The sequence below is a fragment of the Agrobacterium radiobacter genome (assembly GCF_040801995.1).
In the GTDB taxonomy this organism is placed as follows: Bacteria; Pseudomonadota; Alphaproteobacteria; order Rhizobiales; family Rhizobiaceae; genus Agrobacterium; species Agrobacterium radiobacter.
Genome location: NZ_JBEGHX010000002.1, coordinates 1311416 through 1337765 on the forward strand (window position 1 = coordinate 1311416; position 26350 = coordinate 1337765).

Here is a 26350-nt window from a genome sequence, read left to right on the forward strand (position 1 = left end):
GTCCGTTTGACACGGCGGCCCTCCTGCTGGAACAACGTGAGCTTTAAAGGATGGTTCCGCAGTTTTTTCGGGCGGCATCATTGCCAGGCACAAATGAATAGTGCGCAATTTTTTACCGGAACAAACGGACATGTCGTGTTGTTTTATCCCCGATGCAGGGAGGCAGCATGGCAGCCACACAGAGTGACGGCGAATACCGGGGTAACAACGAAAACAGGGGCTTCTGGTCGATCGATTTCGGCAATTCGCCCGTTATCGGCACGGCCATCCATGACGGTCATTTCATCCGCATGGATATAGCCGATCTGATGGCTCTTTCGCCGGAAAAGCGGCTGAGAGAGGAGGATCCCTTTACCGGCGAGATGGTCGCCGGATTGACGAACCGGATCGTCGTTCACCATTCCCGTTTTGAAGTCGATCTCAATCGCGCCACCGATCAGGCGATCTATCTGAAGCCGGAACAATCCTGGGGGCTGGAGGTTTGGAACCAGACGCCGCCGGAACAGGCCAGCCGGCAATCGCTCGATTTCCACGCCGATTATTACGCGATGCTTGAAACCGTTCTCTCAACGCTCGAGCGACGGCATGGTGCTTTCGTGGTGCTGGATGTGCACAGTTACAATCATCGCCGGCAGGGCGCCGACGCACCGGCGACGGCGCAGGCGGAGGCGCCCGATATCAATATCGGCACCTTTTCCATGGATCGCAGCCGATGGGGCGATGTCGTCAGCGCGGTCGGTCATCATTTCGCGTCTGCGACCATCGGCGGACGCCGTCTCGATGTTCGCGAGAATGTGGCGTTTCAGGGCAAGGGCGAGCAGACGCGCTTCATCCACGAGCGTTTCGCCGAAAATGGCTGCGCCATTGCAATCGAGTTCAAGAAATTCTTCATGGACGAGTGGACGGGAAAGCCGGATGAGCGCGTGGTGGCGGATATTCGTGAAGCGATCGCAACGCTCCAGCCGGTTCTCGAAGAATGTCTGAGGGCGCGGCGATGAACCTCTCACCCGTCCGCAGCGCGCCATCCCCAATCACCGATCTGGTCGATGACGTGGTGTTGTGCCTGGAAGCCGGCAAGGCCATCCGCCGCGATGTCGGAAAAGACGGCCGTTTGCACATCGACCGACCGCTGCCGTTCCTCTGCCTGCATCTGACGGGCGGCACGAAAGATCTCGCCGCGCGCGACATCGCCGCCGCCCATGCCTCCTATCTCATCGCTTCGAACATTCAGGAGGCCGCGCCGCTGATCGAGGCGGTCGGCGCGGTCATGCGCGAGCGTTTCGGCGCCTTTATTGTTCTCGATATTGGCGAGCTTGAACACGACATCCTGCTCGCCGACGACTCTCCCTTCCTGCCGCATTATGAGGTTTCGGTCTCGGCGACGTCAGAACCGGAAACCCAGAAAGCGCGCCGGGTCTTCATCAAGGCGGTCTGTGATGCCGAAGTGCGCTTTCGCACGCCGCGCATCACCCGGCCGGAGCCGGAAGCCGACCCGGTCCTCCGGTTTCAGAATGCCGGACTGGATTTTCCCTGCATCAGCGTGCGCTTCGCGCCGATCTATCGCCAGCCGGAATCCGGTGCGGATTATCCCGGTCTGCGCGAGACGATGATTGCCGATCTCTTCGATGCCGGTCTGCAGGCCTTTTCGTCTTTTTCCTCCGGCATGGATGCGCTGAAGGTCACCAGTCACCGGGCGCTTGGCCGCAAGGCCTTTGTCGATGCGGTCAAACGTGCCGACCGGTCGATCGACGAGATTGTCTCCTCCTTCGATTTTCTTCTCTCCGTCACGCCCATCAATGCGCGGCGGGCATTCGAGGAGTTTCGCGATGGCAGCTTCCAGTACGCGCCGCGCCTGCTTTACCGGCCGCTGGGCGTGGATGTGGAGGAGCAGAAGCGCAAGCTCTATTCCGTCGTCTTCGACCATCTTGAAGACCCGGTGCTCTATCATCTCTACCGGGAGAAACAGCGGGAGATCGATCTGCAGCTGACGATGCTGGCGAGCCTGCATCATCGCACCTTCACCGATTTTTCACGCGCCCTCTATGGCGCCGTCGAACCCGCTCTTCTGACGCTGGCGCTTCGCGTGCTTGAGGATTGCCCGCACAGGCAAGAAAGCGGCGAAATCGCCATGGTGGATTGTTACGTGGTCGCCAGGAAGTCGCGCGAAATGGTCGAGACCTATCTGGGCGAGGAGCCGGAATTCAAGGCCCGCGTCGAAATCCGTGATGACCTGCCACCCGGCCTGATGGTGACGGGCGAGAAGCTCTTGATCTCCCGCCATACTGTCATGGAACAGCGCCGTGTCGAGGCGCTCCTGTCGCATGAGATCGGTGTGCATCTTCTTACCTATTTCAACGGCTCATTTCAGGGGCTGCGGCTCTTCCGCACCGGCCTTTCCGGTTATGAGGGCGTGCAGGAAGGGCTGGCGGTGCTGGCGGAACATCTGGCCGGCGGCATGACGCGCGAGCGCCTGCGGCTGATCGCCGGCCGCGTCGTCGGCTGCGCCGCCATGCTGGATGGTGCGACTTTCGTGGACACTTTCCGCATCATGACCCGCGAACACGGTTTCGACGAGGCCGCGGCCTTCAACATGGTGCTGCGCATCTATCGCGGCGGGGGTCTCTCCAAGGATGCGATTTATCTGCGCGGGTTGGCCGAGGTGATGGACCATCTGCGCAGGGGCGGCGCGCTCGATCCGTTCTGGATGGGCAAGATTGCGGCGGCCCATTTTCCTGTCATGCAGGAGCTCGCCCTGCGCGGCCTGCTTCGTCCGCCGGGTGTCCGACCCGCATTTCTGCTGCCCGCCAAGGCCAATGAGCGGCTGGAAAAAATACGGGCGGGATTATCCATTGCCGAACTGGCGACTTTATAGGAGGGGCTTCATGCGTATCGCATTTTTCGTCAATTCCATCGAAACCGAGGGGCCGAACTACGCGACCGGCCTGCTTGCCATGGCGGCGCTCAATCGCGGCCATGAGGTGGTCTATCTGACACCAGGGGATTTTACCCTGCGCGCGGATGACAGCCTGACCATCCATGCCACCGTATTGCCGAAGACAAAATACAAGAAATCGGAAGGCTTCCATGCCGCCCTTCAGGACAAGGCGCTGGAGCGGCGCACCATGGATGTGGAGGAAATCGATGCGCTGATGCTGCGCAACGACCCCTCGCTCGACCAGACAACGCGACCGTGGGCGGTGCATGCGGGTATCCTGTTCGGGCGGCTTGCCGAACAGCGCGGCGTTGTGGTGCTGAATGATCCCGAAGGACTGGCGCTGGCGCAGAACAAGCTCTATTTCCAGAGCTTTCCTGAAATCGTCCGCCCCACCACGATCATCTCGCGCAATGTCGATGAAATACGCGCCTTTGCCGATGGCCACCCCAAGGGCGTCATCGTCAAGCCGCTGCAGGGTTCCGGCGGTAAGAACGTCTTCAAGATCGGCTCCAGCAAGGAGGCCAATCTCAACCAGATTTTCGAGGCGGTCAGCCTTGAGGGTTATCTGATCGCGCAGGCCTATCTGCCGGCTGCGAAGGATGGTGATATCCGCTTCTTCATGATGAATGGCCGGCCGCTGATGCGTGACGGCAAATATGCCGCCCTTCGCCGCGTGCCGGCCAAGGGCGACCTGCGCTCCAACATCCATGCCAAAGGCACCGCCGAGGCGGTGAAGGTGACGGATGAAATCGTGGCGCTTGCCGAGATGGTGCGGCCGAAGCTCGTGGAGGACGGCATGTTCCTCGTCGGGCTCGACATTGTCGGTGACAAGATACTGGAAGTGAACGTGTTTTCGCCGGGCGGCCTTTCCAATATCCGCGATCTCACCGAGATGGATTTCAGCGACACGATCATCGAGGCCGTGGAAACCAAGATCAGCATGCAGAGCGCGTCCGGCGGCACCATCTCCAACCGCCTGCTGGCGACGCTGTGAGCTTATTCCCGTAATTCGGCCGGGTGCATTTCGCGGTACCAGGCGACGAGGGCCTTGATGCCCTCCTCGACCGGGGTTTGCGGCACGTAGCCGGTCAGGGCTCTCAAAAGATCGGGCGAGGCGAAGGTGCGGGGCACATCGCCCTGCTGCATCGGCAGCATGTTGCGGATAGCCGGCCTGCCGACCGCCTTTTCGACCGTCTCAACGAAATGCATCAGTTCCACCGGCTGGCCGCCGCCGATATTGACGATGCGGAACGGCGCATGGTGCGAGAGCGTGTCGGTGACACCTTCCTGAGTGACCCGGTTTTCCTCGGAAGGGATGACCGTGCTCAGCCGGACGATGCCTTCCACGAGGTCATCGATATAGGTGAAATCGCGGCTCATATTACCTTGCCCGTAAATATCGATCGCTCTGCCGTTGGAGACGGCGTCGACGAATTTGATCGGCGCCATGTCCGGCCGTCCCCACGGGCCATAGACCGTGAAGAAACGGAAGGCGGTGGTGGGCAGCTTGTGTAGATGGGCATAGCTGTGCGCCATCAGCTCCATCGATTTTTTGGTGGCCGCGTAAAGCGTCATCGGCTCGTCGGCCTTGTCGCTTTCCGCGAAGGGGATTTTCTCGTTGGCGCCGTAGATGGAGGAGGTCGATGCCAGCATCAGGTGCTTGACATCAAGGCTTCTGGCGAGCTCCAGCATGTTGAACGAGCCGATGAGATTGGAATCGATATAGGCGCGCGGATTTTCAAGGCTGTAACGAACACCCGCCTGGGCTGCGAGGTGGATGATGATCTCAGGCTCGGCGGCCTCTGCCGCTCGCTTCAGCGCATCCGTATCTTCCAGCATGCCGATCTCGGCCCGGAAGCCGTTGGAGCGGGAAAGAATGGCGTGGCGTTTTTCCTTGAGGCTGACATCGTAATATTTCGTCATGCCGTCGAAGCCGGTCACGAAATGGCCGGCGTCCAGCAGCCGTTTCGCAACGTAAAAGCCGATGAAGCCAGCCGTACCGGTAACCAGATAACGCATGATGATTATATCCCGAATCCGTTGGTGCGTTTTCGGTCTGACCGAAGCGCAGAAAACCTTTTAATGAAATTGAGAAAACGAAACCTCTATGCGCCTTCGTGCGGACGACCGACTGCGGCATAGATGAAGCCATGCGCGGCGACTTCATCCGTGCGGTAGATATTGCGCAGGTCCACCAGAACAGGGCTTTTCATGATCGCCTTCAGGCGCGGCAGGTCGAGCGCGCGGAACTGGTTCCATTCCGTCACGATCACCACGGCGTCGGCGTCTTCCGCTGCCTCGTAAGGGCCGTCCGCATAGTCGATGTCTTCCATCAGGTGGCGGGCATTCGCCATGCCTTCCGGATCGTAACCGACCACTTTCGCGCCGCCATCCTGCAGGGTCTGGATGATGGCGATTGCCGGGCTGTCGCGCATGTCGTCGGTATTCGGCTTGAAGGTGAGGCCAAGCACGGCAATCTTCTTGCCGCGCACATCACCGCCCATCGCGTTGATGACCTTGCGGCCCATGGCGCGCTTGCGGTTGTCGTTGATGGCGATGGTGGTCTCGATCAGCCGCACCGGGGCGTCATAGTCCTGCGCGGTCTTGGCGAGCGCCAGCGTGTCCTTGGGAAAACAGGAGCCGCCATAACCGGGGCCGGCATGCAGGAATTTCGGGCCGATACGGCCATCGAGCCCGATGCCGCGCGAGACATCCTGCACATTGGCGCCGACCTTTTCGCACAGATCAGCCATCTCGTTGATGAAGGTGATCTTCATCGCCAGAAAAGCGTTGGCGGCATATTTGATGAGTTCGGATGCACGTCTGGTGGTGAAGAGCAGCGGCGACTGGTTGAGATAAAGCGGGCGGTAAACCTCGGTCATGACGGGGCGGGCGCGCTCATCCGAAAGGCCGACGACGATGCGGTCCGGCCGCTTGAAATCCTCAATGGCGGCACCTTCGCGCAGGAATTCCGGGTTGGAGACCACGGCGAAATCGGCCGAGGGGTTTTCCTCGTGGATGATGCGTTCCACCTCGTCACCGGTGCCGACGGGAACGGTGGATTTGGTGACGATGACGGTAAATCCGTCGAGTGCATGGGCGATCTCTTTCGCCGCCGCATAGACATAACCGAGATCGGCATGGCCATCGCCGCGCCGCGAGGGGGTGCCGACCGCGATGAAGACGACCTCGGCATTGGCGACCGCGGCGGAAAGATCCGTCGTGAAGCTCAATCGGCCAGCCTTGGCATTGTTGGCAACGATGACATCGAGACCCGGCTCGAAGATCGGGATATGGCCGTTTTTCAGGGCTTCGATCTTCTCCGGCATCTTGTCGACGCAGACCACGTCATGGCCGAAATCTGCAAAACACGCGCCGGACACGAGGCCGACATAACCCGAACCGATCATCACAATCCGCATTCTTTTTCCTTTCGGTTAGCGAGGTCATGTTAACGCAGCGACACCGGCCGGGGAAATCGGCGGGTGAAAAATACCATGACATACTTAGCCGCCTTCATGCCCGTCGCCAAGCGCCACGATCAACACCGGCTAACCTCTTTCCATGACGGTGATGTGATGGCCGCGGCGGGACAAATTTGCCGCACCTTGCAGCCGATTGCATCGATGCGGTGAGATCGCGCATTTTTGCCTGTTTTGCGGCTTGCACTCATAGGTAGCCGGGTCTAGCCATAGGGTGAGGATCAAATCTGCCAGACTGTCTGCCCCTTGAAGGGGCGTCCGGGTTGCTTCACGCGACCGGGGGAAGCTTTGCGTTGCGGTCGGTGTTCGGGGACGTTCAAATGCAAAAGGGTTTTCTGCTCGGCCTGTTCGCTTATGCGACCTTTTCCTTGGGCGATGCCACCATCAAGTCGCTTGGATCGCAGATCAGCGTTTTCGAAATCGGCTTCTTCAGCATCCTCTTTTCCGGCATCTTCATCTTCTTCAGCAAGCCGCGCGAGGAAAGATGGCGTGAATTCTGGCGCATGAGCCGGCCTTTCGCCGTGCATGGCCGGGCCATTTCCGGCCTCTTCGCTGGTATGTTAGGCATCTATGCCTTCACCACCATTCCGCTGGCGGAAGCCTATGCGCTGATCTTCCTGTCACCGCTCTTCGTGACCGTCCTTTCCGCCGTCGTGCTGAAGGAGAATATCGGCCCCTGGCGCTGGGCGGCGGTTCTGGCCGGCATCGTCGGTGTCATCCTCGTCGTGCGGCCGGGCTTCAAGACGCTGGAACTTGGGCATATCGCCGCCATCGGCGTCGCGTTCCTGGCGGCCATGACCATCGTGCTTTTGCGCTCACTTGCGGGCAAGGAAAAGCGGACTTCGATCATGGGCGTGCTGTTGATCTATGGCCTCACCTTCAACGGTATTGCCTCCATCCCCGATTTTGTCATGCCCGATCTGCACCAGCTTCTGGCCTTCGCCTTCATCGGGCTTTGCACGGCAACGGGGCAGGTCACGCTTCTGGTCGCAACCCGTATCGCGCCGGCGAGCCAGATTGCGCCGTCGCATTATTCGCAAATCCTCTGGGCCGTGGCGATCGGCATGGCCTTCTTCCACGAATATCCTGACGCCATGGCGGTGCTGGGATTGAGCGTCATCGCCGCATCGGGGCTGCTCACGATGATCCGCGAAAAGGTGAGGCTGGGCACCGTGCGCTGGAACCCGTTTTTCCGCAATCGCCTTTGAGTCCATCCGCCGATCGGAAACAGTGCGTCAACCGAAGCGCGGCTTGTGAAGCGGTGGTGACCCGGCCCATAAGGCTTTCATCTTTAGATGAACGGGGAGCCGCAAATGCTCGTGGATGGAAAATGGACCGCTGACTGGCATCCGGTGCAGGCGACCGACAAGAAAGGCGGCTTTGTCCGCCAGACCTCGGGCTTCCGCAACTGGGTGACACCTGACGGTTCGGCTGGACCAACGGGTGAGGGCGGTTTTGCCGCTGAGCCCGGCCGCTATCATCTTTACGTCGCGCTGATTTGCCCCTGGGCATCGCGCACGCTGATTGGCCGGAAGTTGAAGAAGCTGGAAGAGGTGATTTCGGTCTCCGTTGTCGAGCCCGCCCTTTCCGACGAGGGCTGGAAATTCGGCGACTATCCGGGCTCGGATCGCGATACGCTCAACGGCTTTACCTATATGCATGAGGTCTATACCAGCGCGGATCCGCACTATACCGGTCGCGCCACCGTGCCCGTGCTCTGGGACAAAAAGACGAAAACCATCGTCAACAACGAATCCGCCGATATTCTGCGCATGCTGAATTCCGGTTTCGGCGCTCTGGCCGACAATGGCGTGGACCTGTATCCGGAAGCGCTGCGCGATGAGATCGATGCTCTCAATGACCACATCTATCCGCGGCTCAACAACGGCGTTTACAGAACCGGTTTTGCCACCACGCAGGTCGCTTATGAAGAAGCCTTCGCCGACGTGTTCGCGACGCTTCAGGAGCTTGAAATCCGCCTCGTCTCAGGCGGGCCTTTCCTTTTCGGCGGTCTCCTGACCGAAACGGATGTCCGGTTTTTTGTGACGCTGGTGCGTTTCGATGCCGCCTATTACGGCCTGTTCAAATGCAATCTCCGCCGCATCGCCGATTATCCCGCCCTGCAGGCTTATATGATGCGGGTGCTGAACGTTCCGGGCGTGCGTGACACGGTCAATATCGACCATATCAAGCGCGGTTATTATTCCATCAAGGCGCTCAACCCGACCCGCATCGTGCCTGTCGGTCCTGATCTTCCGGGGCTGGATGACGTTTCGCTGTGAGGTGAACGGATAACGGACTAAACCGGCTTGCCGACCTGATCGAGCAGCCAGGCCTGAAAGGCGCGGGCCAGCGCATTGTCCTGCCGTCCTTCCGGCAGGGCCACGTAATAGCTCTTGTCGGTCTGCAGCGGGATGTCGAAGACGATTTCGAGGCGGCCGGAGGCGATCTCCGCCTCGATGAGATATTTCGGCAGAAGGGCGAAACCGATGCCGCTCGCCGCAGCCTCGATGATCATGGAGAACTGGTCGAAACGGCTGCCCTGATAGGCATTATCAGCCGTCACCCCGTTCATTTCCAGCCATTCCGTCCATAGTTTCGGCCGCGTCGTCACATGCAGGAGCGGTTGCCCGGTCAGGTCCTGCGGCCGACTCACGCCGGCGCGGTGCAGCAGGGCGGGGCTCGCGACCGGCACGATCACCTCATTGCATAAAAATGTGCAGGTGCCATGCGCCCAGACCGGCTGGCCATAATGAATGGCGAGATCGAACCCTTCCTCGTCGAAATCGAAGGGGTGCGATCGTGAGCCGATCGTGATCGTCATATCAGGATTGGTGTCGATGAAGCGGGAGAGGCGCGGCATCAGCCAGCGGCTGCCGAATGTCGGCAGTGTCGCTACCGAAAGCGATGCCTGCGATGTTCCTGCCGAAACCGCGCGCACCATCAGCTGCTCGGATTGCTGCAGGAGGCGCCGCACATCGGGCAGGAATTTGCGCCCCGCCTCTGAAAGCACGACCCGCCTGCGGATGCGCTCGAACAGCTGCATTCCCGTCTGCGCTTCGAGTTCGCCGATCTGCCGGCTCACCGCGCTCTGCGTGAGGTTGAGTTCTTCCGCAGCACGCGTAAAATTGCCGTGCCGTGCCGCGCATTCGAACGCCTGCAGGGTAACGATGTCAGGGACCAGTCTTCGGCGTGGATCCATTCCATTCTCGCATCAACTTACCCGCTTTCCTCATTGGAAAAGGGTCATTATGGCCATATATGATTACGGGAAAGAATGGAACGGTGCAAAACGCCAGTTTCAAAGAACGAATGACAAATTCGGGGAAAGACGAGTGACGGGAGTTGAAAGCGCCGTATCAAAACGGCCTTTCCTCCCCTTTCAGCCAAAAGGACGATGGACATGGATGCGACCACGAAGCTCGACGTGAAACAGGAAGCCGCGGCCCTGCTCGACAGGATGGGCGTTGCCCGCGATCTCTATACCGGCGGCGATATGGCCTCCTTCAGCCCGGTGACCGGTGAACAGGTCGCGAGCCTCAAGACCATCTCGGTCGAAGGTGTCGCCGCCGTGGTCGACAGGGCCGATGCCGCCTTCAAGGTATGGCGCAATGTACCGGCGCCCCGCCGTGGCGAACTGATCCGGCTGCTCGGCGAAGAGCTGCGGGCTTTTAAGGCCGATCTCGGACGTCTCGTCTCGCTGGAAGCAGGCAAGGTTCCCTCCGAAGGTCTCGGCGAAGTGCAGGAAATGATCGATATCTGCGATTTCGCGGTCGGCCTTTCCCGCCAGCTTTATGGCCTCACCATCGCCACCGAACGCCCCGGCCACCGGATGATGGAAACCTGGCATCCGCTCGGCGTCGTCGGCGTCATCTCCGCCTTCAATTTCCCGGTCGCGGTGTGGTCGTGGAATGCGGCACTCGCCATCGTCTGCGGCAACTCGGTTGTCTGGAAGCCTTCGGAAAAGACGCCGCTCACGGCGCTGGCCGTTCAGGGCATCTTCGAACGCGCCGCCGCCCGTTTCGGTGATGCGCCGGAAGGCCTGTCCCAGCTGCTGATCGGCGACCGCGCCGTGGGTGAGGCATTGGTGGACAATCCCAAGGTGCCGCTCGTCTCGGCCACCGGCTCCACCCGCATGGGCCGCGATGTCGGCCCGCGTCTGGCGAAACGCTTCGCCCGCGCCATTCTGGAGCTTGGCGGCAACAATGCCGGCATCGTCTGCCCGTCCGCCGATCTCGACATGGCGCTGCGCGCCATCGCCTTCGGCGCCATGGGTACGGCCGGCCAGCGCTGCACCACGCTTCGCCGTCTCTTCGTGCATGACAGCGTTTATGACCAGCTCGTGCCGCGTCTGAAAAAGGCTTATGCCTCCGTTTCTGTCGGCAACCCGCTGGAAACCTCCGCACTCGTCGGCCCGCTGGTCGACAAGGCGGCTTTCGACGGCATGCAGAAGGCCCTCGAAGCGGCGAAAGCCCATGATGGCGTGGTAAATGGCGGCGGCCGTGTGGATACGGGTGCGCCGGATGCCTATTACGTCAAGCCGGCGCTTGTCGAAATGCCGAAGCAGGCGGGACCGGTGCTGGAAGAAACCTTCGCGCCGATCCTCTATGTCATGAAATACAGCGATCTCGACCAGGCGATTGACGACCATAACGCCGTCGCGGCTGGTCTTTCCTCATCGATCTTCACCCGCGATATGCAGGAATCGGAACGGTTCCTGTCGTCGGAAGGCTCCGATTGCGGCATTGCCAATGTCAATATCGGCACCTCGGGTGCGGAAATCGGTGGCGCCTTCGGCGGTGAGAAGGAAACCGGCGGCGGCCGTGAATCCGGTTCGGATGCGTGGAAGGCCTATATGCGCCGCGCCACCAACACCATCAACTACTCCAAGGCGCTGCCGCTGGCGCAGGGCGTTTCCTTCGATATCGAATAATCGCCTCGGCGATAGAAAAATTGATCCATCGTGCCGGCGCGGCGTCATCCGCGCCGGCATTTCTATTTGATGGGTCAGACGAGGGTGCCCGAGACGATTTGCGGAAAAGACGCATTTGCGCGGAATTTTATTCCCGCAATATCGCTCATATTGAATTATCGTCTCTCTATCGTTTTACTGGAAAACCCTAGCATTGCTCCATATCGTGAACCGGCCAGAGGGGCTGGTGACAAGGAGATGAAATGCCAGCCATCACCCGCCGTGCGCTTTCCGCCAGCCTTTTTGTTGCCGCCGCATTCTCCGTCCTGCCGCTGCAGGCGCAGGCGGCGGAAGAGCTGAAGATCGGTTATCAGAAAACCGGCCTGCCGGTTATCGCCCGGCAGCAGGGCGTCATTGAAAAGGCGCTCGAGGCCAAGGGCGTGAAGGTTTCCTGGGTCGAATTCACCGCAGGCCCGCCGCTGGTGGAGGCTTTGAATGTCGGCTCCATCAATGTCGGCTGGACCGGCGATGCGCCGCCGATCTTCGGGCAGGCGGCGGGTTCGGCCATCGTTTATGTCGCGGCTCTTCCCTCTAACGGCAAGGGCGAGGCGATCTTCACCAAGCCCGAAAGCGGCATCAAGTCGGTCGCCGATTTGAAGGGCAGGAAGGTCGGCGTCGGCAAAGGCACCAGCGCGCACAATCTGCTGGTCGCGGCGCTGGAGAAGAACGGGCTGAAGTTCAGCGATATCGAGGTGATCTATCTCAGCCCCGCCGATGCCGCGGCCGCTTTCGCCAGCGACAAGATTGAGGCCTGGGCCGTCTGGGATCCGTTCTACGCGATCGCCGAAACCCGCTACAAGCCGGTGACGCTTGCCCGCACCAGCGATGTGCTTGCGGTCAGCACCTATTTCCTCGCCAATCGCGATTATGCCAAATCCCATGCGGACACCATCAACACCACCATTGATGCGCTGGGCGAGGCGGCGAAATGGTCCGCCGCCAATCGCGACAAGGTTGCTGCCGCCCTGCATGAGGTGACGGGTGTTCCGCTGGAGGCGCAGACGTTGGCCGCGAACCGTTCTGAATTCGGCATTGCCAAGATTGACGACAAGATAATCGCCAGCCAGCAGGAAACCGCCGACCGCTTTTATCGTCTCGGCCTGATCCCGAAACAGATCAGCATCAAGGATGCCGTCTGGTCGGGCGCGACGAACTGAGCCGGAGGAAACGCCGTGAGCACCGGAAAGCGTATCGAGATTGGCGGAATCACAGGCTGGCTGCTCCCCGCACTCATTCTTGCAGGGTGGGAGGCGGCGGCGCGCGCCGGTCTGATTTCCGCCAATGTGCTTCCGGCTCCTTCCGCTGTCGCGGAAGCCTTCTGGCGGCTTTTGCTCTCGGGTGAGCTTGTCGCCAATATTGGCGTCAGTTCCGCCCGCGCACTCGCCGGTTTCGCCATCGGCGGTTCCATAGGCTTCATCTTCGGGCTGGCGAATGGCCTGTCCAGATTTTCCCGCAGCTTCACCGATACGACGCTGCAGATGATCCGCAACATTCCGCATCTGGCGCTCATTCCGCTCGTCATCCTGTGGTTCGGCATCGATGAGGAGGCGAAGCTCTTTCTCGTTGCGCTGGGAGTGTTTTTCCCGATCTACATCAACACGCTTCTCGGCATTCAGGGTGTCGATCCGCAACTGGTGGAGATGGGCCGCACTTATGGCATGTCGCCCTTCACGCTGTTTCGCCGGGTCATTCTGCCCGGCGCACTGCCCGCCATCTTCACCGGCCTGCGTTACGCGCTCGGTATCATGTGGCTGACGCTGATCGTGGCCGAAACCATCTCTTCCTCCTCCGGCCTCGGCTACATGGCCATGCAGGCGCGCGAGTTCCTGCTGATCGATGTCGTCGTGCTGTCGATCCTCATCTATGCGCTTCTCGGCAAGCTGGCCGACAGTTTCGCCCGCTTCCTCGAAAGCATCTTCCTGCAATGGCATCCAGCCTTCAAGAAAGTCTGAGGTAACCCATGTCGACCGGTAATGTGACGACGCTGAGACGCCCCGATGCCCGGCCACCCATTCCGCCTGAAACGGAGGCGAAGACCGAACACCGCACGAAATCGACCGATGGCAAGGTCGCCTTCAGCTTCCGCAACGTCACGAAGAGCTTTGGTGACAAGCCGGTTCTGCGCGGCATCGATCTCGATGTGCGGGAAGGCGAGTTTCTGGCCGTCATCGGCAAAAGCGGCTGCGGCAAGAGCACGCTCCTGCGTATTCTGGCCGGTCTCGACACGCCGACGACCGGAACCGTCTCGAAAGACCCATCGAGCCGCACCCGTATGATGTTTCAGGAGCCGCGTCTTCTGCCGTGGGAGCGTATCGCGAATAACGTGTCCGTGGGGCTGACCGGCATCGCCAAAGGAGAGGCGGCAAAGGAGCAGGCCCTTGCCATTCTCGATGAGGTGGGCCTGAAGGACCGGGCGGGCGAATGGCCCTATGTGCTCTCGGGCGGCCAGAAGCAGCGCGTGGCGCTGGCGCGCGCTCTTGTCGCCCATCCGCAGATCCTGGCGCTGGATGAGCCGCTTGGCGCGCTCGATGCACTTACCCGCATCGAAATGCAGCTTCTGCTGGAGCGCATCTGGCGCAAGCAGAAATTCACCGCCGTCCTCGTCACCCATGATGTTTCCGAGGCCGTTGCTCTCGCGGATCGCATCGTCGTCATCGATGAGGGGCGCATCGCGCTCGATCTCGATGTGAAACTGCCGCGCCCGCGCCGCCACGGCACGGCGGAATTTGCGAGACTGGAAGAGCAGGTTCTGAACCAGCTCTTCGGCCGTGGTGATGTCAGCTGATAAAGGATGAACCGGCAGGGCCGAAGGCCCCGCCGGACAATATCATCAGCCAATGCTCATCAGGCTGGCATTGCCGCCGGCGGCTGTGGTGTTGACGCTGACGGAGACTTCTTCGACCAGCCAGTCGAGATTATAGGGCTGGCTTTCACTCGTAAGCGCTTCCGTTGTTGCGGCCTGAACGAGAACCAGCGGGCCGGGCAGGGCGGCGATCTTTTTGTTGACCGCCACGATACGCGCCGCATCACCCTCGACCAGTGCGCCGGCGAAGGGGCCGGACTTTGCCCAGTCATCCGCCCAGACAATCCGTGAGGTCACGGTTGCGGGCAGTCCGTAAATGGATTTTTCCAGTCCCGATGCATTATCGATGACAACCGAGTTACCCGTGGAAAGCGCCGCGGCAAGCTGGCGGTAAAGCCCCTGTTCAGTTGCCGGCACCAGCAGGATTTTGCCGCGTGGATGCAGCGCATAGACGTTGCGTTCGCCGACAGGACCCGCCAGCTCGGTTTCGAAGCCAAGGCCGGAAAGTGCTGCCGCCTGCCGTGCGGCTTCGGCCGCGACGGTTTCGCCGTTTTCGTCCAGCCAGCGGGCGAGATCGACGGCTGCCTGATCCTGCTGGCTCGCAACGCGGTCGATCCTCGGCGCTTCCTGCGTCATGCGGCCGAGATAGAGCGGGCCGCCAGCCTTGGGACCGGTACCGGAAAGGCCGCGTCCGCCAAAGGGCTGTACGCCGACCACCGCGCCGATGATGTTGCGGTTCACATAAAGATTGCCGGCCGCGACACGCGACAGGACGTGCTGGATCGTATCGTCAAGACGCGTATGCAGGCCGAAGGTCAGGCCATAGCCGGTGGCGTTGATCTGGTCGATCAGCCGGTCGAGATTGTCGCGCTTGAAGCGGATGACATGCAGCACCGGCCCGAAGACTTCGCGCTTCAGATCGGCCAGCGATTTCATCTCGATGATCGTCGGCGGCACGAAGGTGCCCTTGCCGGTTTCTCCAGCAAGCTCGATCTGTTCGATCCGGTGGCCGAGCCCGCGCATGCCCTCGATGTGCTTTTCGATGATGCCCTTCGCCTCGGCGGTGATGACAGGGCCGACATCGACGGAAAGCCGGTCGGTACGGCCGATGCGCAGCTCATGCAGCGCGCCCTTCAGCATGGTCAGCGTGCGATCCGCCACATCTTCCTGCAGGCAGAGAATGCGCAGCGCCGAGCAGCGCTGGCCGGCGCTGTCGAAGGCAGACGCGATGACATCGGCGACGACCTGCTCGGCAAGCGCCGAGGAATCGACGATCATGGCGTTCTGGCCGCCAGTCTCGGCAATCAGCGGAACCGGCTGGCCATTGGCCAGAACCCGGCCGGCAAGCTGGCCCTGAATGAGCCGCGCCACTTCCGTCGAGCCGGTGAACATCACGCCCGCCGTCAGCGGGGAGCCGACGAGTGCGGCCCCCGTCTTGCCGTCACCCGGCAGAAGCTGCACGGCATCCTGCGGAACGCCGGCCTCATGCAGCAGGCGCACGCCCTGGGCTGCAATCAGCGGCGTTTCTTCGGCGGGCTTTGCCAGAACCGGATTGCCCGCAACCAGTGCTGCCGTGACCTGGCCGATGAAGATGGCGAGCGGGAAGTTCCACGGGCTGATGCAGACGACCGGGCCGAGCGGCGTTTCGCCTGATTTGAAGTTTCTGCGGGCTTCCGCCGCATAATAACGCAGGAAGTCGATGGCCTCGCGCACCTCGGCAATGGCGTTCGGCATGGATTTTCCCGCCTCGCGCATGATGAGGCCGAGCAGGGCGGGCATTTCGGCCTGCATGGCGTCGGCGGCGCGCTCCAGGCAGGCGGCGCGTTCTTCCACCGGGGTGGAAGGCCAGTTCGAGGCTGCCGCCCGCTGCATCGCGGCTTCGACATCGGCCTGCGTCGGCTCGGTCACATGGCCGACGATATCATTGTGGTCGCCGGGATTGAGAACCGGGCGCGTGTTGCCACCTGCCTGTGGCGCTGTGGCTTTCCATTCGGTCGCAGCACCTGCTTTCAGGGTATTGTCCAGTGCAGAGAGCGTCGTTTCACTGGAAAGATCGAGGCCGGCGGAGTTTTTACGTTCCGGGCCGAACAGGTCGGCGGGCGCGGCGATGCGGTCATGCCGTGCGCCGGGAACGGCGTAGGCCTTGACCACCGCGACCGGGTCTTCCAGGAGGGAATCCACCGGTACGGCGGGATCGGCAATGCGGTTGACGAAGGAAGAGTTCGCGCCGTTTTCCAGCAGGCGGCGGACGAGATAGGCCAGCAGCGTCTCATGGGTGCCGACGGGGGCATAAAAACGGCAGGGCCGGTCGAGCTTCTTCTTGCCGACGACTTCGCTGTAAAGCGGTTCGCCCATGCCATGCAGGCACTGGAACTCGTAGTCGCCGAGTTTGAAGTCAGGACCGGCGAGATGGTAGATCGTCGCCATGGACTGCGCGTTATGGGTCGCAAATTGCGGGAAGACCAGATCGCGCGCGGCGAGCAGCTTGCGGGCGCAGGCGATGTAGGAGACGTCAGTGTGGACCTTGCGGGTGAAGACCGGGAAATCTTCCAGCCCTTCCACCTGCGCGCGCTTGATCTCCGCGTCCCAGTAAGCGCCCTTGACGAGGCGCACCATGATGCGGCGTCCCGAACGGCGGGCGAGATCAATGATGTAATCCAGAACGAAGGGGCAGCGGCGGCCATAGGCCTGCACGACGAAACCGAGGCCGTTCCAGCCGGCGAGGTCCTTGTCGAGCGCCAGTTCCTCCAGAAGATCTAGCGACAGTTCCAGCCGGTCGGCTTCTTCGGCATCGATGTTGAGGCCGATGTCATATTTCTTGCTGAGCAGCATCAGCGATTTGACGCGCGGCAAAAGCTCCGCCATCACCCGCTCGGCCTGGGCACGGGCGTAACGCGGATGCAGCGCCGAAAGCTTGATCGAAATGCCTGGCCCGCCATAGATGCCGCGGCCGGCAGACGCCTTGCCGATGGCGTGGATGGCGTTTTCGTAATCCTTGTAATAACGCTCCGCATCCTTCGCGGTGGTCGCGGCTTCGCCCAGCATGTCGTAGGAATATTGGAAGCCCTGTTCTTCCAGCGGCTTCGAACGCTTGATCGCTTCGCCGATCGTCTCCCCGGTCACGAATTGCTCGCCCATCATGCGCATGGCCATGTCGACGCCACGGCGGATGACGGGTTCGCCGGCCCGGGCGATCAGCTTGGTGAGCGCCGCCGAAAGGCCGCTGTCATTGACCGTCGAGGTCAGCTTGCCGGTGATGACGAGCCCCCAGGTTGCGGCATTGACGAAGAGCGAGCGCCCGCCGCCAATATGGGATTTCCAGTCACCGCGCGCGATCTTGTCGCGGATCAGCGCGTCGCGGGTGGCGGTGTCGGGAATGCGCAGCAGCGCTTCGGCAAGGCACATCAGCGCCACGCCCTCATGGCTGGAAAGCGAATATTCCTGCACAAGCCCCTCGACGCCGGTGCCCTTGGTCTTGGCACGCAATGCCTCGATCAGTTTTCGGGCAGTGCCGCGAATGGCTTTCGCCTCTTCAGCCGTCACCGTTGCCGCGTCGAGCAGTGGCGCAAGGCATTCTTCTTCGGGGCGGCGATAGGCGGCGGTGATTGCCTTGCGTAGCAGGCTCTGCTCGCGCACCGGCGGTGCAAAATTCTGGAAGATACCGTTCGCCATTACACCGGCGTTGCTTGCACCATCGGCCATTCTGAAAATCCTGAAAAAGCTGTTGAAGACAGACCATCGGCGGCAGCGTGTCCTCCGCCCGCCGCTTGTCATCCTGTCGCAGACAATATCATCATCGCAGAAATTGCTATGGCCCTATTTTCAGGATAAAACAGGCAATATGAACTTTTATTTTTCAGATTTGGCGTGAAATCACATGGCAAACAGTCAGAAAACAGACGGTCTGGACCACTTCGATCTCAAGATTCTCGAGGCGCTCAGCGAGGATGGGCGCATGTCCGTTCTGCAATTGTCGAAAAGGGTAGGCCTTTCCAAGACGCCCTGCCAGACGCGGCTGAAGCGGCTGGTGGATGAGGGCTATATTCTCGGCTTCCGCGCCATGCTCAACCCGGAGAAGCTCGGCGTCGATCACATCGCCTTCGCTGAGGTGAAACTCTCCGATACGCGGGAAAAGGCGCTGGAGGAGTTCAACACGGCGGTGCGCAAGATCAAGGAAGTGGAGGAGTGCCACATGATCGCCGGCGCCTTCGATTATCTTCTGAAGGTGCGCACCAGCGATATCCGCAAATACCGAAGGGTACTCGGTGAGAAGATCTCCAGCCTGCCATCCGTCTCCAACACCTCGACATTCGTGGTCATGCAATCGGTGAAGGAAACCGGCATCTGAAAAGCGGACATAAAAAAACGGGCAGGCGACTGCCTGCCCGTTTTGGCTGTTCGGTTTTCTCAGCGCGCCGTGGCGGCGGCGGTGACCGCGCTCATCTGCGCGTCCGGACCAAACTCGTTTTCGTTTTCGATGCCCAGCAATTCCTGCAGGCGCAGTCTTGCACGGCTGACACGGCTCTTGATCGTGCCGACCGGGCAGCCGCAGATTTCGGCGGCTTCCTCATAGGCAAAACCCGAGGCGCCGATCAGCAGGATGGCTTCACGCTGGTCATCCGGCAACTTTGCGAGTGCTGCCCGGAAATCCTGAAGATCCACCGAACCATGCTGTTCGGGCGGGACTGACAGGCGCGAGGTATAGACCCCGTCCGTATCCTGCACCTCACGGCCGGATTTGCGGATCTGGCTATAGAACTCGTTGCGCAGGATCGTCACCAGCCATGCGCGCATGTTGGTGCCCGGCTGGTAGCTGTCCTGTTTGGCCCAGGCCTTCATGATCGTGTCCTGCACGAGGTCGTCAGCACGATCCCTCGAGCGGATGAGCGATATAGCGAATGCCCGCAGGTTTGGCAGCGCCGCCAGCATTTCCCGCTTGAAATTGTATTCTGTCTGCTCTGGCTCTTTCGCCATCATTCCTCCGAAGCCTTGGCTTTGGCTTTATTTTCGGCTTCATCGAGTTTCTCGAGAAGATCGAGGAATTTGTCAGGGATGCCCTCTTCCTGAACGGCATCGTAGAGCTCCCTGAGCTTACGGGAAATCACCGCCCGCCCGGAGTGCGGGACCTGGGGGGCGGCTGGATTGTCCGGAGATTCTTGGTCCGATTGAAATATGTTCATAACGTCCGGTATTCCTTTTGTGTCGTGGCAAATAATGCGCGGTAAAAAAAATAGTTCCGGCGATCCGGAACTATTTTTGCGATGCGCACGTTGCTATCGTGGGTTTGCGCTGCAGACCGCGTGAAAGGGGAGAATTCCATGTCAGTTTCTACACGCATCGCACCGCACCTGCCATATCTGCGCAGGTTCGCGCGTGCCGTTTGCGGCTCACAATCAACGGGCGATGCCTATGTTGCGGCAACACTCGAAGCTCTGATCGCCGATATCAGCATTTTTCCGCAGACAAGCGGCGATCGCGTTTCGCTCTATCAATTGTTCGTATCGATCTTTAGTTCCGTCACGATCAATATTAAGACCGATGAAAACCTGTCTGGATGGGAAAAACGCGCCTCGGCCAACCTCTCCGCCGTGCCGGCGCTGGCCCGTCAGGCTTTCCTTTTGACGACTGTCGAAGAATTCACGCCATCGGAAACCGCAGAGGTTCTGAAGGTCTCCGAAGATCAGGTCGGCAAGCTGATCGACGAGGCGGCGTCTGAAATCGCCCGGCAGGTGGCGACCGATATCATGATCATCGAGGACGAGCCTCTGATCGCCATGGATATCGAACAGATGGTCACCGATCTCGGCCACCGTGTCACGGGCATTGCCCGCACCCACACCGAAGCGCTCGAGCTCTTCCATCGCACCCAGCCGAAGATGATCCTCGCCGATATCCAGCTCGCCGATGGCAGTTCCGGCCTCGATGCGATGAAGGACATCCTGCAGATGACCACCCTCCCGGTGATCTTCATCACGGCTTTCCCCGAACGTCTTCTGACGGGCGAGCGGCCGGAGCCGACCTTCCTTGTGACGAAGCCGTTTAATCCGGACATGGTGAAAGCGCTTATCAGCCAAGCCCTGTTTTTCAACGAAAGCTCACGCGTCGCGGCGTGAATTTTGCCGAAACCGCGGACTGACCGGGAACCAGTCTGGTGCCCGGGCGTTGGCGGTTACGGTCGTGGGGATGCCCCGCGGCTTTCTGCAAGGAGATGAATTTGCATCGGCTGGCATGGCATAACGCGGAGAGGAACGAAAGCGAACTTCACGACTCGCTCGTCCTCGCCTTGCTCGATTCGGGTGAGACAGTCATGCTGCAGGACTGGAACCGCGACTATATATTCGTGGCCAATCTGCCGGATGTCTGGAAACTTCCGGCAGATTCCCATCCGACAGATGAAAATCTGTTTGGCAACGATCTGTCAGCGCGGCTTGCCGAACTCAAGAAGGACATGCACACGGCGGGCAGCCGCGGCATGCTGGAAGTCAATGCCGGCAATGATCGCGTCTTCCAGTTTCAAGTCCATTCCACCTTCAACCAAACGGACCAGGTGGTGATGAAAACCACCATTCGCGAAGTGACGGCGGAAAGGCGGCGCGAGCAGCTTCTGCGCTCGCTGTTGCGCGAAGTCAGCCACCGCTCCAAGAACCTGCTGGCGATCATCCAGAGCCTCGCCGGCCAGACGGCCCGCTTCAGCCTCACCAAGGATGATTTTCTGCGCAAGTTCCGGGGGCGGCTGCACGCTCTTGCCCAAAGTCAGGATCTCATCACGGATTCGGACTGGCGGGGTGCGCGTATATTCGAGCTGCTGCGCCAGCAATTTGATCTTTACGTGCCGGAATATCCGAACCTCATCCATATGGAAGGGGAGAACCTTCTCCTCAACCCGAATGGTGCGCTCTATATCGGACTTGCCTTCCATGAGCTGGTTGTCAACACCGTCAGCCATAGCGGCAATCTTGCCTACCACCCGCCCATAACCCTGCAATGTCGCCAGGAGGGTGATTTTTATGTCGTCGAATGGAATGAGCCGATGATGCCGTCGAAAGAGCCGGCGGAGGCCCGGCGCGGCAGTTTCGGCAGCGTCGTGCTGGAAAAGGTGGTTCCGTCTGCGTTGGGGGGAAGCGCCGAGTATCAGTTGACGCCTGAACGGATCGTCTACCGGCTGAGATTTCCCTCCGGCGACAGCGCGGACGCCTGAAATCCGTCTGTTCCTCGCAGAGCCGGGTCTAACTTCCATTTTGTGAAGATAAAAAACAAAAAGCACGGCCCATGAAAGAGCCGTGCTATTTTTATGACAGGTTTTCAGGGGTGAAACCTGTTTATTTTCAGCCAAGCTTCAGGCGGGGACGGGGGAATTGCTTGGCCTGCAGTAAAAACACGCATGGCTGGATTCGGTTCCCGAAAAATGCGTTTTTTTAACATTACGCAAGATATCAGCCATTTTTCGCTGCTTTTTGCTATCCGTATGGCGGAGACGGCCCGCCAGCGGACGGCCTCAGTGCGTGCCTGTCTGTTCCGATCGTTTTGGCGTGAAATAACGGATCGGCGCTTCCAGAGACCACTCGAAGCCGGATTCGCGATATTCCGTCACCACCTGCCCGCCGAAGGCGCCTTCCGCATGCCTTTTGATGACCGTGGTGCCGAAGCCCTTGCGGCTTGGCTCTCTCGCCGGTGGTCCGCCCGTTTCGGTCCAGACGAGATGGATCATCTGCCGCCCGTCCTTTTCAAGCGACTGCCATCGCACCGTGATTTTTCCTGATGGAACCGACAATGAGCCATATTTGATGGAATTCGTTGTCAGCTCATGGATTACCAGGCCGAAATTCTGCGCCGCCTCCGGAGAGAGCATGAAATCATCTCCCACCAGCATGATGCGCTGCGCCACGGTGCCGAAAACATCGAGGTGGGTCTCGATCAGCTTGCGGATAGGCAGGCCCTGCCATTGAACCTCCGCCAACGCCCGGATCGACATTCCAAGACCGCGCAGGCGGTGATCCACCTCCTTCTGGAATTCCGGAATGCTTTTATTCTCGCGCCCCAATTGCCGTATCATCGCCTGAACCAGCGTCAGAATGTTCTTGGAGCGGTGCACCAGTTCGTGCAGCAGCAATTGCAGCCGCTCTTCCGACTGGCTTCTGTCGAAAGACGCGTTGGAGAGTGCGATGGCGACCTGGTTCGCTTCCTTTATCTTGGTATCGACAGGGGCGACGATTTCGCCTTCGCCGATGCGCTCGGCCATCAGGGTCAGGTCACGAATGGAGCTGCGCAATTGCCGGCCGACCAGATAGGCGCCACCAATGGCGATCAGCACCAGCACAAGGCTGCCGATCATCATCTGTCGCCATGTATCCACCAGCACCGCCTGGCTCGCCGCAAGCGGCCCCCACATCACGGTCCTCCATTGCCAGCCCGGCAATTGGGCATAGGCATAGAGATTACCTTTGCCGTCAAAAAAATTGCCGCTGAAGGCCTGCATTTCCGAGAGTACGTCAGGGTTGACGAAGGGTTTGCCCACTTCCGCCTCATCCTGCGCGCTGGAAACGACGACGCGATTGGTCCCGTCGATAATGGCGACCGCCCAGTTGCGCGGCAGGTTTTCCGTGGGGATCAGCCGGCTGAGGTCGCTGGCATTCTGCGTCAGGATCAGGGCATCCCCGGCCGAATCCAGTTCCGGGCCAAGCGGCATGGTAACGTTGAACACCCATTCCTTGCTGGTCGTGCCGAAAAACATGTCCGAGACGGTGATGCGACGGGAGTCGACCGCCCTGGCCAGATTGGCTTCCTCCGGCACCTTGCCGAGTGGCTGGCCATAGGGCACCCGGGTGTTGAGACGCTGCTGGCCGTCCTTGGTGGCGAGAATGGCGTAGAGGCCCTCCCGCTTCAGGCTGTCTGCGACGCGTCCCTGAAATGCAGCAAGGTTGCCGTTCTCGAGTTCCGGAAATTGCGACAGGAGATTGAGCGAGGTGGCGATTTCCTGCAGGCGGCGGTCGATGTTGCGGGAGACCACCCGCACATCCTCGATGGTTTCCCGCTGCAGGTCGTCGCGTTTTTCCGCCTCGAGGCGGAGCATCAGATAGCCGCCGAAAAGAATGAGCGGAAGCGTGATGACAGTCGCCATCACCACCAGATAGGTGCCGATGGAGGCGGTCGGGAAAAAATTCGCACTGCGCCGACGCAAAGCCGAGATCATGTCTTTCAGTCTGTCGCCGGGTCGAGGCATACAAAAAACTCCGGCAGTTATGGCATTGTTACGACACGGATAATACCGTGCCATCCCCCTTTAGCAATGCCTGATTTTTACCTTCGGTTGTTGCGGCAGGCCGCAATTGCGTCGGTGTGATTGAAAAAATCGGAACTATTTCAACGACCAACCCGTTTGCCAGACGAACCGGCCGAAAAGCGGACATGAAATTCATCCCCGCCGGCCAGTTGAGAACGATGAAAGGAAGGTACGAAATGGCTAAGAAACTTACGATACTCGTCACCGCCGCCCTGATGGGCACGACGGCTTTCGCGCCGCTGGCCATCGCTCAGGGCACTACCCAGCCTGCGCCGGCAAATCCGAGCACGCAGACGGAGCCGGCAACCCCTGCCACCCCCATGACGCCTGCGGCTCCTGCGGCCAATGATAGCGCGGCCACAACGATGGGCGGTGCCTATCTGACCGAACAGGGCGAAACGCAGATCAGCGCCAACGACTATATCGGCAAGTCGGTCTATACTGCGGCTGATGAAAGCATCGGTAACGTCACCAACCTGATCATGGAAGAAGATGGTGGTCTCGTTGCGGCTGTGATTGGCGTCGGCGGCTTCCTGGGGATCGGCGCAAAGGATGTTGCCGTTCCCATGGACAAGGTAACGATGACACGTAATGCGCAGGACGGCACGATCCGCCTGACGACGACGGAAACGGCGGAAACTCTGAAGGCCGCTCCCGAATTCAAGACGCTGGAACAGAAGGCCAGCGAAAAGAATGCGGCAGTGCCGGCGGCTCCCGACAGCACGACGACGTCCGCCACCAAGCCCTAATTCCCATACCTGGGAGGCAGGAGCGGGACCGGCTTTCATCAGCCGTCCCGCGGGAGGCACCGGCCAGAAGGCCGGTGTCTTTTTTGTATCTGGTCGCTGATTACTCAGTCCCCGGCATTGCGGGAGGAATGCCACGCCCAGGCGGATTTGATGATGTCGGCCAGGGAATAACGCGGTTCCCAGCCCAGAACTTCTTTCGCCTTGTCATTATTCGCGACAAGCGTCGTGGAATCGCCGTCGCGGCGTCCGGTATATTCAACGGGGAAGGGGCGGCCGGAGACTTCCGAAATCGCCGCCAGCAGTTCCTTCACCGTGGTGCCGGTGCCGGTGCCGAGGTTGAGTTCGACTGTTTCTCCGCCGGCGAGCAGATAATCCACCGCCCGTACATGCGCATCGGCGAGATCGAGAATGTGGATATAGTCGCGCACGCAGGTGCCGTCGCGGGTGTCGTAATCCGTGCCGAACACCTTGAAGCCCTGACGCCGGCCGAGCGCTGCCTCGATGGCAAGCGGGATCGCGTGGGTTTCCGGCTTGTGCCATTCGCCGATGCGGCCTTCGAAATCCGCGCCCGCGGCATTGAAGTAGCGCAGCATGACGGAGCGAAGCCCCTTATAGGTGCTGTAATCCTTCAGCGCCTGCTCCACCACCCATTTGGTGCGGCCATAGGGGTTGATCGGCGCCTGCCGGTGCGTCTCGTCGATCGGCACCTGTTCCGGCAATCCATACGTGGCGCAGGTGGAGGAGAAAACGAATGACGTGACGCCGGCATCAATGGCGGCGGAGAGCAGGTTGAGCGAGCCGATGACATTGTTGTCGTAGAAAGCCACGGGTTGCTTGACCGATTCACCGACTTCGATCAGTGCGGCGAAGTGGAGAACGGCTTCCGGCCGGTGTTTGGCGAAGACCTCGTCCAGCCGCGCCCGGTCGCGAATATCGCCCTGTTCGAAGGGTCCCCAGCGGACGAATTCCTCATGGCCGTTGGACAGATTGTCGAAAACGACAGGTTCATATCCTCGCTCAGACAGGAGAAGGCAGGTGTGCGAACCGATATAGCCGGCACCGCCGACGACAAGGACTTTCTTCTTCATCAATTGCCTTTCAGAAAATTACGGACGCGCCGAGACTCTATGTCACTTTGTTCAAATAAGGGCGGCGTGGCGCAGGATGCCATCAACCAGTCTATCCTTCGCGGGTAACATAAAAAAAACCGCGCATCCATCGTCTGGATGCGCGGTTTGCCTTGCCGTGTCGCCAAGAAATTACTTGGACTTTTTCGTATTGACCCTGGTGGCCAGAAAACCGGCCGCGACAGCCACGGCGAGCGTTGCATAGGGACGCGCCTGGATCGCCAGTGTCAGCAGCGATTGCAGGGCCAGCGGTGCTGCGGCAAGCGGCGCTGCCGTCAAAGGTGCGACTGCAGGCCGTGCGGCATAGACTCTCGGGCGTTTGACGATCGCCAGCGCCACCAGCATGATGACGCCGAGCAGAAATGCCGTGCCGGCGACGACCAGCGCCGCGGGGCCTGCACCCACATGCCGGGCAAGATAGATGGACCCCGCCACCACGGCGGCGATGAAGGCGATCAGAAAGAATATCCCGGTCAGAACCGACAGGAATATGGTCGCGCGCAATCGCCTTGTGACGACGCGCCCTTCGCGCTGGGTCTCCCCCAGATAGACCAGCAATGCCTCAAGCATGAGCGCGGCCTTATCGACGCGTCAGAAGGGCGAGCACGAAACCGACGCCGACGGCGATGCCGAGCGATTGCAGCGGGTTCTTCTGGACGTGGTCGGTCAGATTGTCATTCAGCGTGGAGATTTCGCTGCGGACGCTGTCGGCCATTTCGCCGGACGCGGTCAGCGCGTCATCGGCCACACGGGCTGCCTGCGCCTTTAGCTCGTGCGATGCTCCGACGCCGAGCGCCTTCACGCTCTTGGCAAGATTTGCCAGATCTTCGCGAAGCTGGGCGAGCTGCGCCACCACATCGGCTGCATCACCGTTTTCGAGGGATTGCTGGATCTTGTCATTCACGTTGCTACGCACGCTTGCCATAGGTGAAGTCCTTCCTGAACATCGTTGATGGGAATGGCGGTACGTTACAGATTGCCGCCGCTCACGAACCTTCGTTA

At 60.3% G+C, this 26350-nt stretch carries 23 protein-coding genes; 13 read left to right on the plus strand and 10 right to left on the minus strand.

Annotated elements, in window-relative coordinates; genetic code table 11:
* The first annotated feature begins 167 nt into the window (after positions 1 to 167).
* Genes MRBLRC7O_RS19890 through MRBLRC7O_RS19900 form a run of 3 tightly spaced genes read left to right on the plus strand, consistent with a single transcriptional unit; the run spans position 168 to position 3929 of the window.
* Complete coding sequence (locus tag MRBLRC7O_RS19890) at positions 168 to 998, plus strand: N-formylglutamate amidohydrolase (protein WP_111793005.1); 831 nt, start codon at positions 168 to 170, stop codon at positions 996 to 998.
* Entirely contained in the window at positions 995 to 2872 is a 1878-nt protein-coding gene (locus tag MRBLRC7O_RS19895) for a flavohemoglobin expression-modulating QEGLA motif protein (protein ID WP_111792995.1), read from the plus strand. The genes MRBLRC7O_RS19890 and MRBLRC7O_RS19895 overlap by 4 nt, the downstream gene beginning before the upstream one ends.
* Positions 2873 to 2882: 10 nt before the next feature.
* Positions 2883 to 3929, plus strand: coding sequence for a glutathione synthase (locus MRBLRC7O_RS19900; RefSeq protein WP_003508719.1), 1047 nt, complete (start codon positions 2883 to 2885; stop codon positions 3927 to 3929).
* Positions 3930 to 3931: 2 nt separating this feature from the next.
* On the opposite strand, the gene MRBLRC7O_RS19905 is transcribed toward MRBLRC7O_RS19900, so the two are convergent.
* Both MRBLRC7O_RS19905 and MRBLRC7O_RS19910 read right to left on the minus strand, forming a co-directional pair.
* Positions 3932 to 4954 carry an NAD-dependent epimerase gene (locus tag MRBLRC7O_RS19905; RefSeq protein ID WP_087746418.1) on the minus strand — a complete coding sequence of 341 codons (1023 nt, stop codon included), beginning with the start codon at positions 4952 to 4954 and terminating at the stop codon, positions 3932 to 3934.
* 86 nt (positions 4955 to 5040) lie between these two features.
* Positions 5041 to 6357 (minus strand): UDP-glucose dehydrogenase family protein, encoded by a 1317-nt coding sequence (locus MRBLRC7O_RS19910; protein WP_003508722.1) that lies wholly within the window; start codon positions 6355 to 6357, stop codon positions 5041 to 5043.
* 380 nt (positions 6358 to 6737) lie between these two features.
* Here MRBLRC7O_RS19910 and MRBLRC7O_RS19915 point away from each other — a divergent pair, with 380 nt between their 5' ends.
* Together MRBLRC7O_RS19915 and MRBLRC7O_RS19920 are read left to right on the plus strand one after the other, a co-directional pair.
* Complete coding sequence (locus MRBLRC7O_RS19915; protein WP_111792998.1) at positions 6738 to 7625, plus strand: DMT family transporter; 888 nt, start codon at positions 6738 to 6740, stop codon at positions 7623 to 7625.
* Between the two features lie 105 nt (positions 7626 to 7730).
* Positions 7731 to 8699 carry a glutathione S-transferase family protein gene (locus MRBLRC7O_RS19920; protein WP_111792999.1) on the plus strand — a complete coding sequence of 323 codons (969 nt, stop codon included), beginning with the start codon at positions 7731 to 7733 and terminating at the stop codon, positions 8697 to 8699.
* Between the two features lie 17 nt (positions 8700 to 8716).
* Here the strand turns inward: MRBLRC7O_RS19920 and MRBLRC7O_RS19925 are convergent, their stop codons facing one another.
* The gene (locus MRBLRC7O_RS19925; protein WP_111784248.1) at positions 8717 to 9619 is read right to left on the minus strand and encodes a LysR family transcriptional regulator; all 903 of its coding nucleotides are present in this window, start codon (positions 9617 to 9619) and stop codon (positions 8717 to 8719) included.
* Positions 9620 to 9820: 201 nt separating this feature from the next.
* On the opposite strand from MRBLRC7O_RS19925, the gene amaB reads away from it, so the two are divergent.
* The 4 genes from amaB (at position 9821) to MRBLRC7O_RS19945 (ending at position 14174) form a co-directional block, all read left to right on the plus strand.
* Positions 9821 to 11350, plus strand: coding sequence for an L-piperidine-6-carboxylate dehydrogenase (gene amaB, locus MRBLRC7O_RS19930; protein ID WP_077998595.1), 1530 nt, complete (start codon positions 9821 to 9823; stop codon positions 11348 to 11350).
* 242 nt (positions 11351 to 11592) lie between these two features.
* Positions 11593 to 12546: a sulfonate ABC transporter substrate-binding protein gene (locus MRBLRC7O_RS19935; protein WP_111793000.1), complete on the plus strand. Its 954-nt coding sequence runs from the start codon at positions 11593 to 11595 to the stop codon at positions 12544 to 12546.
* A gap of 15 nt (positions 12547 to 12561) precedes the next feature.
* Complete coding sequence (locus tag MRBLRC7O_RS19940) at positions 12562 to 13341, plus strand: ABC transporter permease subunit (RefSeq protein ID WP_111793001.1); 780 nt, start codon at positions 12562 to 12564, stop codon at positions 13339 to 13341.
* 8 nt (positions 13342 to 13349) lie between these two features.
* Positions 13350 to 14174, plus strand: coding sequence for an ABC transporter ATP-binding protein (locus MRBLRC7O_RS19945; RefSeq protein WP_020009952.1), 825 nt, complete (start codon positions 13350 to 13352; stop codon positions 14172 to 14174).
* 45 nt (positions 14175 to 14219) lie between these two features.
* Here MRBLRC7O_RS19945 and putA read toward each other — a convergent pair whose 3' ends face one another.
* A complete protein-coding gene (gene putA / locus MRBLRC7O_RS19950; protein ID WP_111820673.1) occupies positions 14220 to 17894 on the minus strand; it encodes a trifunctional transcriptional regulator/proline dehydrogenase/L-glutamate gamma-semialdehyde dehydrogenase in 3675 nt (1224 codons plus the stop codon).
* Between the two features lie 175 nt (positions 17895 to 18069).
* On the opposite strand from putA, the gene MRBLRC7O_RS19955 reads away from it, so the two are divergent.
* Positions 18070 to 18540 (plus strand): Lrp/AsnC family transcriptional regulator, encoded by a 471-nt coding sequence (locus MRBLRC7O_RS19955; RefSeq protein WP_003508741.1) that lies wholly within the window; start codon positions 18070 to 18072, stop codon positions 18538 to 18540.
* Between the two features lie 59 nt (positions 18541 to 18599).
* Here the strand turns inward: MRBLRC7O_RS19955 and MRBLRC7O_RS19960 are convergent, their stop codons facing one another.
* Positions 18600 to 19166 (minus strand): RNA polymerase sigma factor, encoded by a 567-nt coding sequence (locus tag MRBLRC7O_RS19960; RefSeq protein ID WP_003508744.1) that lies wholly within the window; start codon positions 19164 to 19166, stop codon positions 18600 to 18602.
* Entirely contained in the window at positions 19166 to 19372 is a 207-nt protein-coding gene (locus MRBLRC7O_RS19965; RefSeq protein WP_003508746.1) for a NepR family anti-sigma factor, read from the minus strand. Before MRBLRC7O_RS19965 ends, MRBLRC7O_RS19960 begins: the two co-directional genes overlap by 1 nt.
* 138 nt (positions 19373 to 19510) lie before the next feature.
* Between MRBLRC7O_RS19965 and MRBLRC7O_RS19970 the strand changes: the two genes are divergently transcribed.
* Together MRBLRC7O_RS19970 and MRBLRC7O_RS19975 are read left to right on the plus strand one after the other, a co-directional pair.
* On the plus strand, positions 19511 to 20305 hold the full coding sequence (locus MRBLRC7O_RS19970; protein WP_003508747.1) for a response regulator: 795 nt from the start codon (positions 19511 to 19513) through the stop codon (positions 20303 to 20305).
* Positions 20306 to 20400: 95 nt separating this feature from the next.
* Positions 20401 to 21390 carry a sensor histidine kinase gene (locus tag MRBLRC7O_RS19975; protein WP_035213313.1) on the plus strand — a complete coding sequence of 330 codons (990 nt, stop codon included), beginning with the start codon at positions 20401 to 20403 and terminating at the stop codon, positions 21388 to 21390.
* Between the two features lie 297 nt (positions 21391 to 21687).
* Here the strand turns inward: MRBLRC7O_RS19975 and MRBLRC7O_RS19980 are convergent, their stop codons facing one another.
* On the minus strand, positions 21688 to 23412 hold the full coding sequence (locus MRBLRC7O_RS19980) for a sensor histidine kinase (protein WP_162687297.1): 1725 nt from the start codon (positions 23410 to 23412) through the stop codon (positions 21688 to 21690).
* Positions 23413 to 23648: 236 nt separating this feature from the next.
* Between MRBLRC7O_RS19980 and MRBLRC7O_RS19985 the strand changes: the two genes are divergently transcribed.
* The gene (locus MRBLRC7O_RS19985) at positions 23649 to 24221 is read left to right on the plus strand and encodes a PRC-barrel domain-containing protein (protein ID WP_111820674.1); all 573 of its coding nucleotides are present in this window, start codon (positions 23649 to 23651) and stop codon (positions 24219 to 24221) included.
* Positions 24222 to 24325: 104 nt separating this feature from the next.
* Here the strand turns inward: MRBLRC7O_RS19985 and galE are convergent, their stop codons facing one another.
* The 3 genes from galE to MRBLRC7O_RS20000 form a co-directional block, all read right to left on the minus strand.
* On the minus strand, positions 24326 to 25309 hold the full coding sequence (galE, locus tag MRBLRC7O_RS19990) for a UDP-glucose 4-epimerase GalE (protein ID WP_111797852.1): 984 nt from the start codon (positions 25307 to 25309) through the stop codon (positions 24326 to 24328).
* Between the two features lie 171 nt (positions 25310 to 25480).
* Positions 25481 to 25918, minus strand: a complete 438-nt coding sequence (locus MRBLRC7O_RS19995) for a hypothetical protein (RefSeq protein ID WP_111820675.1) — start codon at positions 25916 to 25918, stop codon at positions 25481 to 25483.
* Between the two features lie 10 nt (positions 25919 to 25928).
* Positions 25929 to 26273, minus strand: coding sequence for an ElaB/YgaM/YqjD family protein (locus MRBLRC7O_RS20000; protein ID WP_111820676.1), 345 nt, complete (start codon positions 26271 to 26273; stop codon positions 25929 to 25931).
* Positions 26274 to 26350 lie beyond the last annotated feature (77 nt).